Here is a 19,891-nt window from a genome sequence, read left to right as displayed (position 1 = left end):
CCCTCATATTCGCTGCCACCCGCGGTGCTCGTGTTGAAGATCCTGATGTCGCCCGTCGCGAAGTTGATGCTCAGGCCAAACGCGTTCGTGGATGCCGCCCACGTCGCCCACGAGCTTGCCGTCGATGAACACCCACACGTCGTCGTCGCCGGAGAACTCGAACACCATGTCCTTGCCGTTCGACTTACCGCCAGCAGGCTGCATGAAGTAGCTCGTCATGCTCAAGCCGAAATAGTGGTTGAGGCCGCCGGGACCCACCGTGCTTTCGAGCGGACCGCTGCCGTTGAGACTCTCGTTCGTAAACACCTGCTCGGCCGTGTTGAAGGGGAAGAACATACCCTTCGTGCTGCCCGCAAAGCCGGAGCCATCCACTGCCGCCCCGTCATAGAGCACGAAGCGGCCGGCGTCCTTGTCGTAAGACGCGAAGTTCTGCCTCGAGTCGTAATAGTAGTAGCCGTCTGCATCCAGCTGCAGCAGACCGGTCGCGTTCGGGTAGGATTTCTTGTACGTGTTCGAAACGAGCGGGTTGAAGAGGTAGGCAAGGGACTGCGAGCGCGTCTCGTAATCTCTGTATCCCAGCCTGTACCGCTTACCCTCCTGCAGCGACGGATACCCGTCGTCTCCCAAGCTATTCGATACGATGCCAAAATACGGACCCTTACCCCGCCCGGTGTAGTGGTTGATTGTTTTACCGAAATCCGAGCCGGAGCCTTCGGGCATGCCGCCGGAGAACCAGAGCTGATTTCCGCTGTTGATGCCAGCAGACGTCAGGTTCGCCGGATTCTCGGGACCTTTCTCGGTCGTGAGCCAATAATCGAAGAGATCGATCGTGGTGCCCGAAGGCGAGACCGTGTCGTCCACCACGTGATCGCCTGCAGCCGCCGGTGCGGCATCACCGAAGCCGAGCAACGACGCAAGATCGTCCAGCGGGTTCGCAACCGCCGTCTGCGTCATAACGGTCGCCGCGAGCGCGATGCCCGCGAGCGCCGGCGCCATCAGATGAGTCTTTCTCCGCGGGCGATGCGTGCAGTCGCCCGCTTCCCGCTTCCCCCATATCCCGAACACGCCGTACCTCCGAACTACGTAGTGCGCTGCGCAGATGGTGCGTTGCTTTTATTTACCTATTATGCGCATAGGTTTATAAGCTATGCAACACGACAGCAGCCTTACGTCGCATTGTAAGGCGCAGACACATTTCCAGCCAGAACCGAAATGGGGGTATTTCATTATTCAATTGTTCTTATCCGTGAACGGCGTATCCAACAGCGCCACCGCCGTGTGCCAAGAGGGACAGACCCTCGCCAAAAGGGACAGACCCTAACGGCACGGCTAAACGTTCAGCGTGCCATTAGGGTACGTCCCTTTTGGCACGGCCGATGGCGCGGCCGGCCTTGGGCTACCGGCGCTTCGTGAGCGCGATGGCGCCTGCGATCAGCAGAACGCCCAGAATGCCGAGCACGATCGGACCATAGACGTTCAGCGGGTCGTCGCCCGTCTGCGCAAGGAGATCGTCGGACCCCGCCGATACGCTCTCGCCATCTTCTTGGGCGGTGAAGATCCACTTGATCTCATACGACTGGCCTTGCGCCTCGTTGCCGAGGCTCGTGGGCACCGTCATCGTAATGCGCAGGCCCCGAGCGCTATCGGCGGTATAGGCACCGAGGGCAAGAGGCGCCCCCTCCGCCGAAGCAAGCTCGGCGAGCATTCCCTGCGCGACGAGCGCACCCGCGGCGTCGCGCACCTCAATCGCCGCATCACCCAAAGCATCCAGCGTCGAGGCGGACGCATCGGGGCGCATGCTCAGCGTCACGCCGCGCTCGACATGGCGAACGATCAGCTGAAACTCCTGCGTGAGCGCGTCACCGGGCATAACATCGGCAACCGTCGCGATAACATTCTGCTCCTGCAGGTTCTCGCCGTGCCAAGCCTTCGCCGCGCCGTCGTACACCACCGCCGGGTTGCCATCGGCAGGCACTGCAAGGACGGCAGACGGCGAGCCGAGGGCGAGCGCGCACGCACAGGCGGCGGCCATCATTGCAAACAACTTCTTCACCATGGCTCCCCCCTAGTTCGTCGTCTTTTGGACCAAGGCGCCGTCGGCACCGACCTTCAGGCCACTCGATGCCGACCACACCGCGTCGAACCCTTCGCCGGCAGACAAATTGGCCTGCAAGGCCTGCGTCGCGATATCGACCACAAGGTGCTTGTCCCCGTGATCACCGCGCTTCTCTACCGATTTGATGAGATTCGACGTCGTGCTACCGGCCTCCACGGGCACGGACCAGTAGTAATAGCCGTCGGCGCCTTTGATCCAGCGCTCACCCGTAGACGCCGTAAGGGCATCGCCCCACGCAATCGAATAGTCCTGGCCCTCCTGCGGCGCATCCCACAGCTGGTTGCCCGCGGCATCCTCCCAGTAGATGGAGACAGCGGCGCGCATGTATGCGGGGGCCGTGCCCCTGTTGGTCACAAAGACATCCTGCTTGACGGTCGAGTCCGCATCAAACGTCTCCTCGATGCTCGGCTTTATCTCGCCACGCGTGAACGTGTTGAGCACGTTGTCCTGCACTCCAAACCACGCCACCGCGCCGCCGACACCGCACATGGCGAGCACGGCGACGGCGACGATCGCGGCGCGCTTGAGGGGGCGCCGGCCGCCGCGACGCACCGGCGCGCTCCCCTGCGTCGGCTCCCCAGCGCACCCGCACGCATCGGCGCTGCCGACGGGGCGGAAATGGGCGCCCCGGGAGCCCTGAGGCGTGCCCTCCCCAAGACGGTCCCTATCGCGCTTGCCGATCGCCATCAGCGCCCACCTCCATTCTCAACCGGATTCCTGCCGACTCCGAACACGTTCTTTGCACGGTCCTCACCGTCGAGGTACTCGTCGTTCGTCAAAGTATTGGTCACTCTTGCCGTACCCTGGCTGCGAACGAGCACCACGTTGTCGGGCCGGCCCTCGACGGTCATGCCGCCCTCGAGGAACTGATACGTCGGCGCGTAACGCCAGCCCCAGCCGGTCTCCACGACCTTGTAGTAGCCCCACGGCACGGCAATCGTCTCCATGGCGGTCGCGGCACCCTTGCCGTTGTCCACCGCGGTCATGGTGACCGTCGCGCTCTTGGCACCCTGCGCGACCTCGCCCTTCTCGTTGCACTCGGTTACCGTGAAGGTGAAGGTTGAGCCCGCCGCCGTGAGCGGTGCGGTCTTCTCGATCGTGAGGGAGCCTGTGGTGTCGAAGTGGAAGATGGCGTTGCCATCGCCGGGAGTCGGGTCTTCCGTTGTCGACACGCCCGTCACCTTGCGGTCAAGCTGCTTGGCCGTGGTGAAGTCGAAGTTGTCGTAGAGGGCGACGAGCTTGTCGTTCATAGGCGTCTCGGTCGGCTGCGCGCCTGCGACATAGTGAACCTCGGCCATATGGATGGTGAGCTGGTTGCCCAGATAGAGCGTGCGCGGACCAAAGGCGATCTTCACCGCAGGCTTCGCGTCGGCGGCGTTGGGATCCGCCACATCGCTTGCGAGCGCCTCGGGGTCGATCTGCCACACCAGGTTGGAGGCGGCGTACGGATCGCCCTTCTGATCGAGCGCGTTCAGGCGGTGCGTCACCGGATACAGGTGCATCTCGGTCGCATTCGCATCCGTCATGCTCTGCACGATGGGTGTCTTACAGAACGCATCCCACGCAACCGTGGTGCCATCCTGCTTCTTCCACTCCCACTCCTTGAAGAGCTCCTTCACCTTGCCCTCGGCGTCTTTCTTGGACAGGAAGCCCTCCATGGCAGCCGTCTCCTCGCCGCCGACGACCACGGCGTCGACCGGATCGCCCAGCACGGGCTTGCCGTCGGGACCGATGATCGGCTTGCCGCCCTCATCAAGCTTGGGGGGACGGACCTGCTGCACGAAGGCGGTGGTATCGCCCTCGTCGAGCTCCACGGTGGACGAGGACCCGTCCGGGAAGTGGTAGACCACCTTGTATACCTGTGTCTTCTGGTAGACCGCGGTGTAGAGGTAACCGGCGAACATCTCGTCGCCCGTCACGCGGTTGCCGGGCACAGGCGTGCCGGCAACCTCGACGTTGCCGTCGGTGCCGACCTCAAGCTTCTTGAAGTCCCTGTACCAGCCGATGAACTTATAACCGTCCACCGCATCGGCCTCGAGGGCCACGTAGGCTTGCGCCCCCTGCGGGGTGTCGACGGTCGTCACCGTGGCGCGGCGATGGTCGTCGGGGTCCGCGTGCACGGCATCGATATTCGAGTTCACGCGGACGTTGGCGTCCATGTCGCCCTCCCCGCCCGTCGTGACGGTGCGGTACACCGGCCACAGCTCCATCGGACGCTCGACGATCATGTACTTGTCGACCATCTTGGTGGCGTCGGCACTGTCGAACATGAGGTACTCGGCGCCATCGGCGGGCTGCTGCTCGGTCCAGCCCACGAAGGCAGCATCGTTCACCTTGAACTCGGGCGCCGGGCCGCGACCGAGCGGGTCACCCGCCGTCTTGGCGACGACCTTAGTCCCGGAATCCGCTCCATCGGAAGGACGCACATGGTACGTCACGTCGAGCTGGGTAGCCGCATTCGCCTCGTAGTTGGCCACGAATACGTAGTGAGAGCTGGCCTCAATGGTGTAGACGAGCTTCGCGTTGTCGTTGCTCACGGGCTTGCCGCCGCTCATCGCCGGCGCACCCGTATCGTTCGTTGCGCGGACGGTGTCGATCACGGTGCCCTCGGGGCTCTCGACCGTCCACGAGGTAAGGGTGTATGCCGCAGCCGTATCGGTATCGACATCGGCCGCAAGCGTCAGCGTCTTGGTACCGTCAGGGTTGCGGACCTCGGCAGCCGTCGGATTCGCCGGGTCGGTCAAATTCGTGCCACGCGTGATGTTGGTCGTGGTGTCATAGCTATAATCCGCATACACGGGGTAGAGCTGCATGGGACGCTCGCACAGCGTCTTTTCCGTCACCAGATACGGTGCGATGACATCAAGACTCACCTTCGCCATACGCGTGGTCTCGTCGTACACCGTGTCGTACTCGGCCTGCGTCATGGTACCGTGCACAATCTCGCTCTTATCGATCCAGCCCAAGAACAGCGAATTGGGGCGCTTTTGCTGCATCTCTTCGTTACTCGGAGACGCTTTGCTCGTGGTGGTCAGGGGGTCGCCCTTGTCATCGCACTGAACAGCGCTCATGGGGGTCTCATCCGACTCGCTTACCACGAATCCCTCGCGAACGGGATAGCGATATGTGTACGTCTTGTCCTCGTTCATCAACACCGGCTGATAGTTGTTCTCATACGCCCCGGTTGTAGGATCATAGTTCTCGTATTTCTCATAGCCGCGCGTCACGGTTACAGGAGCGGGTGCATCAGCGGTGCCGGCGGCGTCCATGAAATCGACCTCTGCCGCCAAGCGTGCCTCGACCCAATACTGCGCGGTGCCGAGCATGATTCCCATTTTCCATGAATACTCATGCGGCGCTTCGTTATGCGCGCTGTTTACATGGTAGTCATGGTCGTTCGTGCGCACCCACGTTCCACCCATGAGTTGAAAGCCCTCGTGAGTTTTAGCATGCACCTCGAATAGCCCGTTGCTCGCCAAGTGCTCGGTCCACATGTCGGCAGAATTCGGGAAGTCAGTATAGATGTCTATTCCGTAGTTAGCATGACCGCCAACATCAACATTATGCCCGTTCACTCGCACGGAGGAGACCACACCCTCGACAAGCTGATTCTGGGCAAGATGAGCGTCGGACCCTTCGCATCCTTCTATCTTATCCAGCGTCCAGTGATCGTGTTTCCAGTCGTAAAAATACGGACCGGAAATATTGTCAAACTTGCCCAGGTACGGCTCCCAAACGGATGCAAGCAAATAAGGCTTCGACCACTCAGTATCCTTGATGGGATTGGGATCCATGACGTAATAGTCCACCCGATATTCAAAACGCGCTATATAGCAATGCTTCTGCGTCAAATCGACGGAATCGGGAATGACGTACGTGGCGTCGGCGGACAGCTTGAGCCCGTGTTTGTACACAGTTGCACTCGTAGTCGTAGCCGGCAGCTCATTCTGTTCGTTGTTCCATTTGCTTTCGTCGTACAAAAGCACACCATCGTGTGTCGAATCAACAATGGGGCTGCCCTGTTCGTCAAGTTCAACCTCGTACCAACCCAGGAAGCGGTAGCCATCGGGCAATGCGCCTTCGGCACCGAGGCCGTTGATTCCCAGCTCGTATTTCCCGTCTTTCGCAGTGACCGTAGCCTGAACAACGCCTTCTCGGACATTCAGATCCGAACTGGTCGAATCGAGCTCGTGGCCCTCGGCAATGACGTTGATGTTCGCGGCGAGCGATGCGTAGACGGGGTACAGGTCCATGGGGCGCTCGATAGACTCGCCGCCCTCGAAGAACTCACCTGCCGCCTTCATCGAGTTGAGGTCGGACACAGTCACGTTGGACCAACCGTCCTCGTCGTCCGCCGGGTTGGGGCGCGTGGTCCAGCCCAGGAACTTCGCGGCACCGGCCACCGGAGCGTTTTCGCCGCCCTCGCGGTCGGCCTGCGGCTCGCCCACGCCGGGCAGCGCGTCCTGGTGGTTGTACCAATCGTCATCCGTTTGCGGCGTCGCCTCCGTTGCAGAGCTGCCCTTGTCGATCACGCCGCCCTTCACGTCATGGAACAGCACCTGGGCCTGGTGATATGCGACGAACAGGTCGTTGTCCGAGAACTGGGCGCCCTCGTCGGCACCCGTTCCAGAGTTGGTCGCCACGTGCTTAAGCTCGGCACTCACCTGCTCGCCGTTCGGCTCGGGCGGCACCATGGGGTCGAAGAACGCGTGGTTGCCCTGCTGGATATGGTTCACCGTCACGTCGCCGTTACGGAACCAGCCCTGGAAGCGGAAGCCCTCGTTGTCGGCGGAAGACACCATCTTGAGCGCATCGCTGCCCGCATCGCTGTTCACCGTTGCCGTGAACGTAAGCTTCGTCTCGTTGGCACTCACCGGCTGCACTGCGAAGTTGTAGGGGTCGGCCGTCTTCTGCTCTTTGCCGAGCGTGGATTTCGAGATAGTCACGTCACCCGCGCCCGGGAAGTCGAGCGTGGCCTTCACGGAGTCACCGTGGACGGGGATGCCCAGGTAGTCGTCCATGATCCACTTGTTCACATGACCGGGGATCTGGTTGTCGATCGTGGAGAGGCGCACCTCGTCTCCCTCGAAGTCGTAGCCCTCTCCTTCCCAGAACAGGCGGTCGGCGTACTTCGCGTCGTCCACGATGGGGCCGTAGCTGAAGCCCTGGGCAGACGGGCCGTGCTCGCCGCCGCTGTAGTTGAGGCCAAGCCAGTCGCCCCAGGCGCGTACGTAACCGTTGGGATGCGGCTTGATGGCAGAGTCCTTGCCCACGATATCGTTACGCTTGAAGTACGAGTTGTAGAGACCCGTATCCTCGTTCCAGTCGCGCTCCACCAGGCCGGACAGATACACGTTGCTCTGGATGATGGGGATGACGGCGACGGCGTTCCACTGGTAGCTCTCCATGTTGCCGGCGTAATGGCAGCGGATGACCTGGCTCGCGTTGGCGCCCTCGTTCTCGCTCTTCGCGTGCGCGATGATGCCGCCCACGTAGCCGATGTTGCCCGAGCCCACGCCCACGTAGTTGGCGACCCAGGTATGCACCCAAGCAGTGGAGAAGCAGTCCACCACATCGACGTCGTTGGTATAGCCCACGATGCCGCCGGCATACACGCTCTGGCCAGCCACGGCACCGACCGCCACCTCGTAGCGGTTGTAGACCTCGGTTTGATATTTGTAATGGCCGCTGTCGTCGCGAGCGTACACGCTGGTATCCGGCTTCGCCGCCCGATCGATGTAGTACTGATTATTGGGGAGCACACGGCAGTACTCGATCTGGGAATCCTCCGCCGAGCCCACGAGCGCGCCCAGGTACAGGCCCTCGCCGCCCAGGCCCGAGACGGCGACGACGGAGTTGTTCACCGCACGGCCTCCTTGGACGGTGCAGTCGTACATGTACGACTTGTCGAGCATCTCGCCCGCAATGATGCCGCCCATGACGCCCGCGTTGGTGATGAGCGACACCGCGTTGTTGGCCGGCGTGACCGAGATGGTGCAGTCCTCCATGCGCACCGATTCGATGCGCGTGTTTCTGGCCTGGCCCACCAGCACGCCGCCGCGGAAATCCGCGCCGACGTAGCAATCGGAGAAGTGCACGTCATGCAGGTAGGCGCCCTCGGTGAAGCTGAACAGGCCGGTGTTTGCCTTGGGTTTCCACAGGTCGCGATGGTAGTCGAGGTGCTTGATGTAGTGGCCGCGGCCGTCGAACTCGCCCTTGAAGGGATGGTCCTTATCGCCGAAGGTGAGCGACCCCAGCTCGGTGATGATCTGGTCGATCTTTCCCTCGCCGTCGGGAATGGACTTGAAATCGATGTCGGCTTCGAGCGCGATCGTCTTGCCCTTGAAGCTCATGTAGTTTCCGTCCACCATGCCGCGCGACTGCTTGATGAGCTCGATCGTCTCATCGACGTTGTGCACCAGGATGGGATCGGCACCGAGGTCGAGGGCCAGCGCCCTCTGAGGCGCCGCGAGCGAGCAGACCGCCAGGACGAGCGCGCCCAGCACGGCAGCCATCCGCTGTGCCACACTCTTCTTATGATCCTTCATAGGGAAGCCCGCCTCCGCACGTCTACGCATAACACCACTCATTCCGGCCATCCCTCAGCCTCAAGTACCGTGTTCGCATTGTTTTTGCACTGGACAGCAGATGCATGAGCGGACAGGCGATACGAATGCGACCCGTATTGTTGCGCAGCCGCCGCAGTGTCAACCGTCAATCCGTCTATGAGCACCGGGGAAGTCTCGCCCGCCTCAAGCGGATCCAGCAGATAGAACCATTCTCCACGCTGCACCCATGCATCGGTATTAACAGAGAAATCGGAAAGCTCGGCGATATCCCACTCTTTGTCGCCCGCCTCGGCCATAAACGCCAAGCGCACACGCACCCACAGCGGCTGAGAGCCGGTGTTGGTCGCGCTCACGCGGCGGTCAAGGGGCACGGTCCCGACGGGAATCTCTTGACCGTCCTCAGCGGAAACCTCGTCGCCGTTTTGGTTGTGGGTGGTTATCGAGAGCTGGATATCAGCATTACCAAACGTCAGCATGCTCGCGAAAGGACGCTCACGTACGATGGACGAAAGAACTTGCGCGGTGAGCGCAACGGCGAGGAGCGCAAGACACGCCACAGCGAAGGCGCTCCGTCGGCGAGAACGAGGACGCTCGGCGCAAGGGGAATCCGATGCCGCAACGTCAACCGCGTCGGAGCACCCATCCGTTTCCGGGGAGACGCATGGCGCAGCCTCCTCCGCCGCATGCGTCTGATTTGCGCGCTCGACCCTCTCTGAGCTCATCACGCAGGTCCTTTCCACAGCAAAACGCAGACGCAGGAACGCAGAGGGGAGCGAACTCCCCATCTGCGCTCCTTAGCGCCTATCGCAGGTCGCTAGTTGTTGTTGCTAGTCGTCCACCAAGCCTTGGCAGCCGCAAGGATCTCGGCCTTGGCCTCAGAGGCGCTGGCGCCAGTAAACTCGCCATCGCTGGAAGCTGCCGCAAGGAACGCCTTTACGTCCATCTTGCGATCTTGGTTGTTACCGGTAATCTCAGCTTTATTTCCAGCGTAAACCTTGGAGAAAAGCTCACCCGTGTAGGCGCCCCACTTGCCGTCCTTGCCGGTAACCGTCTTGGACTCAAGAAGCGCCATCCTGTCGGTAACATCGGAGCCCTGCGGGTTCTCACCAACATAGACAAAGAGGCCGGAGGTGTAGGCCTTGCCCTGCTTGTCCGGATCGTTCGCGTGGATCGCAGCCCATCCCTTTGTGCCGTCATAGCTCGTAGCGTTCACAGCTTCCCAGCCGGGATTCAGAATGAAGTACGTTCCGGCCCCAAGGCCGTTCTCGACCTCAGCGAACACGTAAGCGGGCTTGCTGGTTTTACCGATGCCGATGTTCGGGTTCTTCGCCACGGAAGACTCAGCGGAAATGGCTGAATTCGGCTGCCACTCGGTCTCGATGATATTGCCGTTCAAATGAGGCTTGTTGGGATCAGGAACAACCGGATTATTTGGGTCGGGATCGGGGGCGATCGGCTTGTTGGGATCAGGATTAGGATCGGGTTTGGGATTAACCTCGGGATCGGTGATGCCGTCGCCACTCAAGAAGACGTTACTCACCTCATCATTTGCGCTAAACCACGCCATGACGCCGGCACCCACCGCCAGCACGCAGCACATAGCGAGCGCAGCCAGCAGGCCCACCCTCTTGCGGTTCGTACGTTTCTCTTCCATGTCCGCTTTCCTTTCTCCTATCGGACCTGAACTGCTTATGACAAAGACGCGCTGCGCCCAGTGTCACCTCATGTGTTTGGGGGCGTGGGCCGCCTCCCGCTTGTCGCGCCTGCCGGTACCCACCAGCTCGATCACGATGCTCACGCCTATCACCACGGCCACGCCGGCGATCACCATGAAGACCCCCGGCGGCTGCGTGACGAACACGTTGACGTAGCCCAGAAGCGGCACGCACGCCACGACCGAGCCCACCAGGCTCGACCATGGGACCGGAGCCGCATCGGGCGAGATATTTCCTTCTGAATCAACGTTGGCGATGCCGTGCGTCTTGAATTCACGTGCGGCGGCATCAATCTCATAGACCTCGTGGGTCACCAGCGTGCCCGACTCAAGCTTGAACGTGATGGTGTCGCCGACAACGACCTCAGACGGGTCGACCGCGCGCACATATACGAGGGATCCCACGGGGAGCTCCGGCTCCATCGAGCCGGACAGGACGGCATAGGGGGTCAATCCGACCAGGCGGACCCCCGCGAAAGCAACAACGAGCGCAGCAGCAGCGACAGTCAACGCGACCAGAATCGCATTCCATATCCGCCCGAACAACCCTATCATCCCCATCGCGTGGCCGGAAGGGGCGAGCCTCATCGCTCGCAGCCATGCGTCATCGCAACCGACTTCGCCCTCTGCCAAGACCACGTGTTCCATCCCAAATTAAAGCCCACTCTTCGCAAAAGCGAGCTCTCGGGAACCATAGCACTGAGCCCCCCCCCTGCAACTTTTCCTCAGCCTCTGGGCGTTTTTCCTCGTTCGACGATGGAAATATGAGAACGCTTCACGGGAACTTCGCATAGGAGCCACAATCTGCCAACGCTCGAATGACCACCCATTTTTAATGGTTTACCTGCTGATTTATAGGGGGTCTACAACGGTGCGGCGGTCCGATGCACTTTGCACGGCGACCCGCGGTCCTACATGCCGAGGTGCGACATCCGCATGCTTGTCCCACTTTTTGACATGGAGGGATTTCATTTTTTTTCAAACGCGATTTCTGCTGCGGAGCCTACGGCAGCCGACAGAGACTCATCCATTCCCATCGATAACAGAACCACGCGGCCCCTCCCCCACCACCGCCGTGTGCCAAAAGGGACAGGCCCTCGCCAAAAGGGACGTACCCTAACGGCACGCCGAACGTTTAGCACCACCGCGCGGCGCTGTTCGACGTCTACGAGGTCCACGCGCCGGGACTCGAGTCGCAGCCGATCGCATTCGACAGCCTGAAATCGGGGTACGCCGACGACGAGCGCCCGACGCTGCCGCTCGACCTGTCCAATACCAGCAAGGCGACAGCCGTGATCGAGGACGTGACGATCGAAGGGGACGGCTTCGTGATCGAGGGCGAGGGCTCCCGCGAGATCGCCGCAGGTTCCCGCGACGCATCGTGGACGGTGCGCCCCGCCGCCGGGCTCGCGGCCGGTTCGTACAGCGCCGACGCGACGGTGACCTATCGCGGCGCCGAGGGCCAGCAGAGCCGCACGCTCAGGATCCCCTTGAGCATCGACGTCGCACCCCGCGGCGCCTCGGTCGCCATCGCGGCCGAGAAGATCGACGATACGTCCGTGAGGCTATCTGCGCAGGTGAACGGAGCAGAAGGGCTCGATGGCGCGGTCGAGTACGCCCTGTGCGAGGAGCAGGTTGCCCCGGGGCGTTCACCGCGACGGCGGCTTCCGAGAGCGGCGAGCAGGTGCAGGGCAACCCCCTGAACGCGTGGACGACCGACCCGGTATTCACGAACCTGACCCCGGGCCGGACCTACTACGCCTTCGCCCGGGTCACGGGCCTGCCGGGCCTGGGTCCCGTGGTGTGCGAGGAGCCCCTCGCGGTCGAGATCGCGGCCGATGGCCAGGAGGGCGACGCCGGCCAAGGCCAGGGCGGCAACGGCACGGGTGACCAGGGTGGAGACCAGGGTCAGGGCGGAGACAACCAGGGTCAGGATGGCGACCAGGGCGGCAACGGCTCCGGCAACGACGGTTCAGGAGACCAGGACAACGGCAACGGCCAGGATCAGGACGACAACGGGTCGGGAAACGACGGTGACCAGGGCGGCAACCAGAGTGGCGACGACCAGAATGACCAGGGCGGCAACCGCGCCCCAGACGACAACCACTCCGACGGCTCCTCAGAGGGCCTGCCCACAACGGGCGACGCTTCCACCGCCGGGCCGCTGAGCGCCATCGTGCTGGGCGCGGGCTCCCTGCTTGCCGGAGCGATTCGCCGCCTGCGTCGACCGTAATCACGTCGATGTCGGCTCGAGACTCGAAGGCCTGCACGCATCGAATGGCTTGGATCGGAGTGGGAGAACCATCGAAAGCCGCTTGCCCCGTCCGGCAACGGTCGGCGATAGAGGTGCGACCAAGGCGAACAGCCCCTGCTCTAACGTCAGCTTGTTGACGTTAGAGCAGGCTATCAACTTCTAACGTCAAGTTTTGCCCGTTTTTTGACGTTAGAATCGGATCGGCCCCGCTAACGTCAGGAAGTTGACGTTAGCGGGGCCGCCGCCTCGTGCCAAAGGGACAGGCCCTCGCCAAGAGGGACGCACCCTAATGGCACAGCTGAACGTTCGACGTGCCGTTAGGGTACGTCCCCTTTGGCACGCGCCTCGGTGCGTGGCGTCTACAGGTCGTCCACCAGGGCCGTCGCCTTCGCATAGGCCGTCGAGCGCGCCTCGAAGAAATCGGTCTTCACCATGTTGGGATCCGCGTGCTGCAGCACCCATGCCATATCGTCCGCCACGCGCGGCGCCGCCTCGTCACCCAGCCCGAGCGCATGCCAGCGCAGCTCGCCCAGGTACGTGATATAGCGCTCGAGCATGGACGCACTCAGGCCCTCGATCTCGTCCCCGATCACGTAGCTCCCCCACGCGATCTCCTGGCGCACTCCCCCGTCGAGCATCGCGCGCAGCTCGGCGACCTCCCGCTCCCCGAAGAGCTCGGGATTCTCCTCGCGCAGCTCGCGCATGATGTTCGTGAACAGCCATAGGTGCGTGTTCTCGTCGCGGTTGATGTAGCGGATCTCCTGCGCGCTGCCCGGCATCTTGCCCATGCGCGCGAGGTTGTAGAAGAACAGGAATCCGGAGTAGAAGTACACGCCCTCCAGGATGACGTTGGCCATGAGCACCTTCACCAGCGCCGACGCGCTGCGGTCGCGCTGGAACTCGTTGTAGCGCTCGCCGATGAACGTGTTGCGCGCAAGCAGGCGCTCATCGGTCTTCCACTGGTACAGGATGTCGTTGCGCTGCTCGGGACTGCAGATGGAATCAAGCATGTAGCTGTAGCTCTGGCTGTGCACGCACTCCTGGAACGCCTGGATGGTGAGGCAGAGGTTGACTTCGTTGGCGGTGATGTACTCGGCGACGTTCGGCAGGTTCGCGGACTGCAGCGAGTCCAGGAACACGAGGAACGACAGGATCTTGTCGTACGCGGTGCGCTCGGCGGAGGTCAGGCGGGCGTAGTCCTTGAGATCCTGGGTGAGGTTGATCTCCTCGGGGATCCAAAAGTTGTTCATCGCCTGGCGATACCACTCAGAAGCCCAGCCGTACCGCATGTTGTTGAAGTCGTTGAGGTTGGTGGTGTTGCCGCCGATCATGCGGCGGGCGCGCACGTCGGTGTCGCCCTCGGGGTTGAAGAGCGGGCGCGCCGCGAGCGGAGCGCAGGGGTCGAGCGTCATGGAAGGTCCTTTCTAGAAGAGAAGGCGAGGGAGGCGGGCACGCACGGAGCGCGGCACGCGACGGGTTGGATCCAAGCCGCGCGCCGATCCCAGACGCCCGGACGCGCGACAAGCGAGGAGCGTCACCTGACATGCGCGACCGACGCATGCCGTACGGGCGGGCGCCCGGGGCGCGCCGTCAGGCGGAACAGCTTTCGCAGGAGGCGGCCGCCATCTCCAGCGACTTGCTGCGCACGTAGTACACCGTCTTCACCCCGCTTCGCCATGCCTCGAGATACAGCGCGAGCACGCCGCGCAACGTGTACTCGTCCGTGATGTACAGGTTCACCGACTGCGCCTGGTCGATATGGCGCTGCCGCACGCCGGCGGCGCGCACGGACCACATCTGATCGATCAGGTGCGCGGGCTTGTAGTACCAATAGGTCCGCATCGAGAGGTCGGGCGCCACGCGCGGCAGCACCGAGCCCTTCTTCTCCTCGAGGAAGAACTTGCGCAAGACGGGGTCCAGGCCCGCCGTGGTCCCCGCGATGATGGACGTGGAGCTCGTCGGCGCGACCGCCATGAGGTAGGCGTTGCGCATCCCGTGCACCCGGACGCGCGCCGCCAGCTCACGCCACGCATCGGACACGTAGCCGCGCTTCTCGAAGTACGCGCCCGTCTGCCAGTCGCTGCCGCAGAACAGCCCGTAGGGCCCGCGCTCGGCCGCCAGCGCGCACGACGCCTCGATCGCATGGCGGTTGATGCGCTCGAACAGCTCGTCGACGAAGGCGAGATGCTCCTCGGTCTCCCAGCCGATACCGCGCTTCGCGAGCATGTGGTGGTAGCCCGATGCACCGAGACCCACCGACCGGTACCTCCTGTTGGTGATCTTGGCGTACGGCAGCGCGTAGAAGTTGAGGTCGATCACGTTGTCGAGCGCGCGCACCGCCGTCTCCACCGTGCGCGCGAGATGCGCGTCGTCCTCGACGGGCAGGTGGCCGAGCGAGAGGCTCGCCAAGTTGCAGACGACGAAATCTCCGGGACGTGTCTCCGTCACCACCACGGTATCCCCCTCGCGCGTCTCGACCTTGCGCGAGACGGTCTCGATCTCGCTCGTGTTCTGGGCGATCTCGCAGCACAGGTTGGAGCAGTAGATCATGCCGGCATGCGGATTGGGGTTGGCGCGGTTCACCGTGTCGCGCATGAACGCGAAGGGGGTTCCCGTCTCGACCGCGCTCTTGAGCACCAGGCGCACGATGTCCTTCACCGTCACGGTGCGCTTCTCGATCCGCGGGTCGTCCACGCACGCGAGGTAGCGGCGCTCCCACTCCTCACCCCAGAAATCCTCCAGGCGATACCCCCGGTGCTGCTCGATGTCATGCGGGCACATGAGGTACCAGGGCGCATCGAGGTTCTCTTCCGCCAGGCGCCAGAACAGGTCGGGATAGCAGACCGCGGGAAAGACGTCATGCGCCTTCATGCGGTCGTCGCCGTTGTTGGTCCTCAGCTGCAGGAACTCAGGCAGGTCGCGGTGCCACGCATCGAGATACACCGCCACGGCGCCCTGCCGCATACCGAGCTGGTCGACGGCGACGGCGGTGTCGTTGATGACGCGGATCCACCGGATGACGCCGCCGGCGACCCCCTCGAATCCGCGGATGCTTCCGCCTGCGGCGCGGACGTGCCCCAGGTACATGCCCATACCCCCGCCGAACTTGCTCACCTGGGCGAAGTTGTCCACGCTGCGGTAGATGCCCTCCAGACTGTCAGGCACGGTATCGATGAAGCAGCTCGACAGCTGATGATGCGGCTTGCGGGCGTTGCTCATGGTGGGCGTCGCCATCGTGACCTCGAGCCTGCTCAGCATGTCGTAGAACCGGCGGACCCATTCGAGGCGGACCTCGACGGGCTCCTTCAACGCAAGGTGCAGCGCGATGCCGAGGAACATCTCCTGCGGGCTCTCGAGGGGCCGATGCGCGCGGTCGCGGATGATATAGCGACGAAGCAGCAGGTCGAGGCCGGAATAGGTGAGCAGCGCATCGCGCGACGGGTCGATGAAAGACGCCGCCTCGGCAAGCTCCGCATCCGAGTACCCCTCGACGATATAGGAGCCGTACAGCCCCTCCCCCACCAGGTAGTGAACCTTGTCCACGAAGCCCTCCAGGCCTCGTTCCGCCTGTTCGCGCTCAAGCTCGGCGGCGAAGTCCGCCGCGAGCAGGCGCGCCGCCACGAACTCCCAGCGCGGCGCCTCCGGGGAGGTGAGCTCGATCGCCGCGCGCGTATATGAGGCGCGCAGCTCGGCGGGCGACATATCGGGGAGCACGAAGGCGTCGGCGCGCTCGTCGAGAAGAGCCAGGTCACAATCGAGCAGGTCGGGATCGCGCTCGACCGCGGTAAGCACGTCGGCCACAGCGCCGGGGCGCACGAAGGCGCGCGATCGCTGTTCGGATGAGGGAGTCTCCATCGTATCGTTCCGTTCAGTTCGATGAGGCGCACAAGGCGCCGTTGAGGTCAAGTTTCCCTAATGCTACTTCATTGCACGCTTTAATTGATAGAGACTCTGTGCCATATAGATGAATAGCCCAATACCCAAACCGGTTTCAGATCGGCCGAACCGATGTGCGCGTCAACAGGGACCGGCTTATGCTCTACCCCGCGAAGTGAGTGAATTTTTCGGTACATGCCAAGTACACTTTATTTTAGTGCAGCATTCACCTGGGGAATTAGGGTCGCAACTCCCCGGGTTCAGCCGGTATATAACGCAGCTCCTAAAAAATCCACTCACTTCGAGGGGGAACCGTTTATACAAACCCTTTTTGCACAAACGCACGTGGTCGCCGCGGCAGCTTGCGCCGAATATCCCAGATACACAGCGCGAGGGGCCCGCCGAAGCGAGCCCCTCGATGAGAAACGACCTATGTTGCGCAACCTCTAGCTACAGAACTTCACCATGGTCTCAACCATGGACTCGGGCGTGTCCTGAGCCAGGATCTCGGCGCAGGAAGCCTCGTCCATGAAAATGCCCATCAGTGCCTGAAGAATGAAGACCTGGCCCTCGGCGTGAGCGAGCAGGCCCAGGTTCACGATGAGCTCAGCGGGGACGGGATCGCCCATGCCACCCATCGGCTCGAAGACCACCGGGTTCTTCGGCTTGATGACGGCGATGTAAGGCTTGGCGAGGTGCTCGGGGTCGACATGCGGAATCGCGACGTTGATGGCCTGGCAGCCGAGGCCGGTCGGATAGTTGGCCTCACGCTCCATGATGGCATCGAACCACGTGTCCTTGATGTAGCCGCGCGAGCTGAGCTCGGCGCCGAGCTTCTTGAAGAAGTCCTCGCGGTCGGTCGCATCGAAGTCGAAAAAGACGAGCTCCGGCTTGAACAGGCTGGTATCCACGGCAGACATAACGGTCCTTTCGGTTGAATCCTGCCCCGCGCTTGCGGACGGGGCCACCGCGCCGGGTTCCCGGCGGGCGAACATACAAAGGACCGCGGGGGCGCGCATCGGCCCCCGCGGCCTTCAGGGGGTGGCTAGGCGAGCGGCTCGGCGCCGTTGGCGAAGACGCGAATGACCTGGGTGAAGTCCTCGAGCAGGCGCTTGTACGCGGCGGCGGTCATATCGTGCCAGTACACGACAGCGGCAGGGTCGTCGGCGCGGCGCGCCTGGACGAGGTCGCAGACCGTCTCGCCGGCGTACTTCACGCCGTAGGTGTAGTAGTTGATCTTGCGGATGCCCGCATCGATGGCCTTGCGGTAGTCCTCGTCGGACACGCCGGAGCCGCCGTGCATGACCAGCGGGACCTCGACGCGGTCGCGGATCTGGTCGAGCACCTCGAAGGAGAGCTGGGGCTCACCGCGGTACAGGCCGTGCACGGTACCGAAGGAGCACGCGAGGATGTCGAGGCCGATGGAGGCGACGAAATCGAGCGCCTGGTCCGGGTCGGTGTAGGTCGCACCGGAACCGCCCTCGGTCGCGGCGGCGCCGTCCGAGAGCAGGTCTCCCTCGCGGGCGCCGAGGCTGCCGAGCTCGCACTCGAGGCCGCAGTCGAAGCTCGCGCACATGGCGGCGGCGCGGGCGGAGTTGGCGACGTTCTGCTCGTAGGGAAGCGCGGAGCCGTCGAACATCGCGCCGTTGAAGCCCATCTCGAGCGCACGGCGCATGTAGGACAGGTTCTCGCAGTGATCGAGGTGCACGCAGACCTGCGCGGTCGAACGCTCGGCGAGCGCGACCATCGCGGGACCCATGACGTCGAGCGGCGTGATGTCGTCGTGGCACTCGGCGTGCTGGATGATCACGGGGTAGCCCGTGACCTCGGCGGCGTCGATCGCGGCGCGGACGGCCTCGAGGCTCGGCGTGTTGAACGCCGCGATGGCCATGTTGTTCTGCTCGGCGATGGCGCAGATGTCACGAAGGTTGACAAGCATGGTGGTTCCTTCCTTTCAGATAACGACTCCAAGGTCTAACGACCGCGGTCAAGTCTTATTCTTCTTCGTCGATCGGCTTTTGCCCATATCGATGGAACACGGCGACGGCTTCGTCAATTTGCTCCTGGGTCATGGTCGCCATAGGCATGCCCGTCGAAAGCGCCACGGAAACGGTCTTTGCCGCCTCCTCCAGATAGACGCAAGAGAACAGCGCTTGCCGAAGGTCTCGACCCACCGCAATGACGCCATGGTGCTTCAAGACGACTGCGAGCCGATCGCCGATCGCCTTTACAGCCTCTACACCCATGGAGAGACTGCCTGGATCACCATATTCCGCAACGGCAACCGGTCCCTCGGTCGCATTCGCCATGGTCGACAGATTGCAGGGAAGCTCATCCATAACGAGACCCAAACCAGTGGCATAAGGCTGATGCGTATGAATCACGGCGTTTACCTGCGGCATGTTCTTATAGATATACAGCAAGGCCTCGGTATCCACGGAAGCCTTACGCTCCCCCTCGATGATGTTTCCCTCGAGGTCAACAACGAGTATATCCTCAGGAACCATCTCGTCATAAATCATGCCTGAAGGCGTGACAAGAACCTCTCCGGAATCCATCCGCCAACTCACGTTCCCTCCCGACAGCGCGATAAGACCGTAACGGTCGAGCTTGAGAGCGGCGTTCAAAACGTCCTTCTTTTGTGCGTCAAACATTCCTTTCCCTCCTGATTTTCCGGCTTTTCCCAATGCAGCTGTCATGGGGGCAAAATCACCCCATTCGAATTGTCCTTAGCGCTTTTTACCCTTGCGATCGTGGCGACGGCTCTTCGGCCGATCTCCGCCGGAAGCGCTCTCGGCTTCGAGGTATTCGGAGTTAACCCTCCTAGCGCGCGCCTTAAGCGTATCCGGATGAATTCTGAACTCCAGATCGCAGATCCTCTGGAATAGCTCCCTGCCATCGGTCATGACACGAGTCTGGAGCCAATAACGTCCCTTGAAAAGACTGCTGTCGTTGATCCTGATGTACATCTTTCCAGCAGAAGGGAACTCCCTAACACGAAACGACCTTACGTCGCTCCACGCGTATCGGTCGGTTCTCCCCCAAGCCGAAAAAGAAATAGCCTCCTCATCGATTTCAACCGTTTCAGGATTCGCAATCGCAATGAAGGTATTCCACACCTGATAGGCGGCGGGAACCATCAAAACGATCATGATTCCGGGCACAATGCCTTTATAGGCAAGATAGGGGCACACAACAAGGGCCGCTAGGCACACTATTCCCGTTAAGGTCACCTCGATAAAGAAATAACGCTTGAGATAGCTATACGTCGTCTTCATAGCGCCCCGTTTCAAAAAGACCTGGCGCACACAGTTCGTACGCGCCAGGTCCTATCCGATAAAATCAGCCCTGCGTTCAACCAG

At 62.2% G+C, this 19,891-nt stretch carries 15 protein-coding genes; 2 read left to right on the top strand and 13 right to left on the bottom strand.

The features are described from left to right. Positions 1–3: 3 nt before the first annotated feature. The 7 genes from BQ7355_RS03360 to BQ7355_RS03330 form a co-directional block, all read right to left on the bottom strand. Positions 4–996, bottom strand: a complete 993-nt coding sequence (locus BQ7355_RS03360; protein ID WP_072414927.1) for a PA14 domain-containing protein — start codon at positions 994–996, stop codon at positions 4–6. A gap of 400 nt (positions 997–1,396) precedes the next feature. Then, positions 1,397–2,035 (bottom strand): hypothetical protein, encoded by a 639-nt coding sequence (locus BQ7355_RS03355; protein ID WP_072414926.1) that lies wholly within the window; start codon positions 2,033–2,035, stop codon positions 1,397–1,399. A 30-nt stretch (positions 2,036–2,065) separates the two neighbouring features. Beyond that, a complete protein-coding gene (locus BQ7355_RS03350; protein ID WP_072414925.1) occupies positions 2,066–2,803 on the bottom strand; it encodes a hypothetical protein in 738 nt (245 codons plus the stop codon). Continuing rightward, on the bottom strand, positions 2,803–8,643 hold the full coding sequence (locus BQ7355_RS03345; protein WP_143761707.1) for a hypothetical protein: 5,841 nt from the start codon (positions 8,641–8,643) through the stop codon (positions 2,803–2,805). Before BQ7355_RS03345 ends, BQ7355_RS03350 begins: the two co-directional genes overlap by 1 nt. 59 nt (positions 8,644–8,702) lie before the next feature. Further along, positions 8,703–9,242 (bottom strand): hypothetical protein, encoded by a 540-nt coding sequence (locus BQ7355_RS03340; protein WP_143761705.1) that lies wholly within the window; start codon positions 9,240–9,242, stop codon positions 8,703–8,705. Between the two features lie 257 nt (positions 9,243–9,499). After that, complete coding sequence (locus tag BQ7355_RS03335; RefSeq protein WP_072414922.1) at positions 9,500–10,339, bottom strand: SipW-dependent-type signal peptide-containing protein; 840 nt, start codon at positions 10,337–10,339, stop codon at positions 9,500–9,502. Between the two features lie 63 nt (positions 10,340–10,402). Then, positions 10,403–11,032 (bottom strand): signal peptidase I, encoded by a 630-nt coding sequence (locus tag BQ7355_RS03330; RefSeq protein WP_240307302.1) that lies wholly within the window; start codon positions 11,030–11,032, stop codon positions 10,403–10,405. A gap of 659 nt (positions 11,033–11,691) precedes the next feature. Between BQ7355_RS03330 and BQ7355_RS03325 the strand changes: the two genes are divergently transcribed. Further along, positions 11,692–12,102 carry a hypothetical protein gene (locus tag BQ7355_RS03325; RefSeq protein ID WP_072414921.1) on the top strand — a complete coding sequence of 137 codons (411 nt, stop codon included), beginning with the start codon at positions 11,692–11,694 and terminating at the stop codon, positions 12,100–12,102. Beyond that, positions 12,021–12,632 (top strand): hypothetical protein, encoded by a 612-nt coding sequence (locus BQ7355_RS03320; protein ID WP_143761703.1) that lies wholly within the window; start codon positions 12,021–12,023, stop codon positions 12,630–12,632. The genes BQ7355_RS03325 and BQ7355_RS03320 overlap by 82 nt, the downstream gene beginning before the upstream one ends. Positions 12,633–13,012: 380 nt before the next feature. On the opposite strand, the gene BQ7355_RS03315 is transcribed toward BQ7355_RS03320, so the two are convergent. The 6 genes from BQ7355_RS03315 to BQ7355_RS03290 all read right to left on the bottom strand — a co-directional run bounded on the left by BQ7355_RS03315 (position 13,013) and on the right by BQ7355_RS03290 (position 19,807). Further along, positions 13,013–14,065: a ribonucleotide-diphosphate reductase subunit beta gene (locus BQ7355_RS03315; RefSeq protein ID WP_072414919.1), complete on the bottom strand. Its 1,053-nt coding sequence runs from the start codon at positions 14,063–14,065 to the stop codon at positions 13,013–13,015. 178 nt (positions 14,066–14,243) lie between these two features. After that, on the bottom strand, positions 14,244–16,508 hold the full coding sequence (locus BQ7355_RS03310) for a ribonucleoside-diphosphate reductase subunit alpha (RefSeq protein ID WP_072414918.1): 2,265 nt from the start codon (positions 16,506–16,508) through the stop codon (positions 14,244–14,246). 467 nt (positions 16,509–16,975) lie between these two features. Beyond that, positions 16,976–17,449: a PTS sugar transporter subunit IIA gene (locus tag BQ7355_RS03305; RefSeq protein ID WP_072414917.1), complete on the bottom strand. Its 474-nt coding sequence runs from the start codon at positions 17,447–17,449 to the stop codon at positions 16,976–16,978. 125 nt (positions 17,450–17,574) lie between these two features. Beyond that, positions 17,575–18,468, bottom strand: coding sequence for a class II fructose-bisphosphate aldolase (locus BQ7355_RS03300; RefSeq protein WP_072414916.1), 894 nt, complete (start codon positions 18,466–18,468; stop codon positions 17,575–17,577). A gap of 55 nt (positions 18,469–18,523) precedes the next feature. Further along, positions 18,524–19,228 carry a class II aldolase/adducin family protein gene (locus BQ7355_RS03295; RefSeq protein ID WP_240307301.1) on the bottom strand — a complete coding sequence of 235 codons (705 nt, stop codon included), beginning with the start codon at positions 19,226–19,228 and terminating at the stop codon, positions 18,524–18,526. A gap of 30 nt (positions 19,229–19,258) precedes the next feature. After that, positions 19,259–19,807, bottom strand: coding sequence for a hypothetical protein (locus tag BQ7355_RS03290; protein WP_072414914.1), 549 nt, complete (start codon positions 19,805–19,807; stop codon positions 19,259–19,261). Positions 19,808–19,891 lie beyond the last annotated feature (84 nt).

It is taken from the genome of Collinsella phocaeensis (assembly GCF_900119895.1).
Lineage (GTDB): Bacteria > Actinomycetota > Coriobacteriia > Coriobacteriales > Coriobacteriaceae > Collinsella > Collinsella phocaeensis.
Note: the sequence above shows the minus strand (reverse complement) of the source record. Positions and strands in the feature narration are given on the sequence as shown.

Coding starts and splice junctions, on each gene's coding strand:
- BQ7355_RS03360 (WP_072414927.1), bottom strand. CDS start 996: ATGGCGCCGGCGCTCGCGGGCATCGCGCTCGCGGCGACCGTTATGACG.
- BQ7355_RS03355 (WP_072414926.1), bottom strand. CDS start 2,035: ATGATGGCCGCCGCCTGTGCGTGCGCGCTCGCCCTCGGCTCGCCGTCT.
- BQ7355_RS03350 (WP_072414925.1), bottom strand. CDS start 2,803: ATGGCGATCGGCAAGCGCGATAGGGACCGTCTTGGGGAGGGCACGCCT.
- BQ7355_RS03335 (WP_072414922.1), bottom strand. CDS start 10,339: ATGGAAGAGAAACGTACGAACCGCAAGAGGGTGGGCCTGCTGGCTGCG.
- BQ7355_RS03315 (WP_072414919.1), bottom strand. CDS start 14,065: ATGACGCTCGACCCCTGCGCTCCGCTCGCGGCGCGCCCGCTCTTCAAC.
- BQ7355_RS03310 (WP_072414918.1), bottom strand. CDS start 16,508: ATGGAGACTCCCTCATCCGAACAGCGATCGCGCGCCTTCGTGCGCCCC.
- BQ7355_RS03305 (WP_072414917.1), bottom strand. CDS start 17,449: ATGTCTGCCGTGGATACCAGCCTGTTCAAGCCGGAGCTCGTCTTTTTC.
- BQ7355_RS03300 (WP_072414916.1), bottom strand. CDS start 18,468: ATGCTTGTCAACCTTCGTGACATCTGCGCCATCGCCGAGCAGAACAAC.
- BQ7355_RS03295 (WP_240307301.1), bottom strand. CDS start 19,228: ATGACAGCTGCATTGGGAAAAGCCGGAAAATCAGGAGGGAAAGGAATG.
- BQ7355_RS03290 (WP_072414914.1), bottom strand. CDS start 19,807: ATGAAGACGACGTATAGCTATCTCAAGCGTTATTTCTTTATCGAGGTG.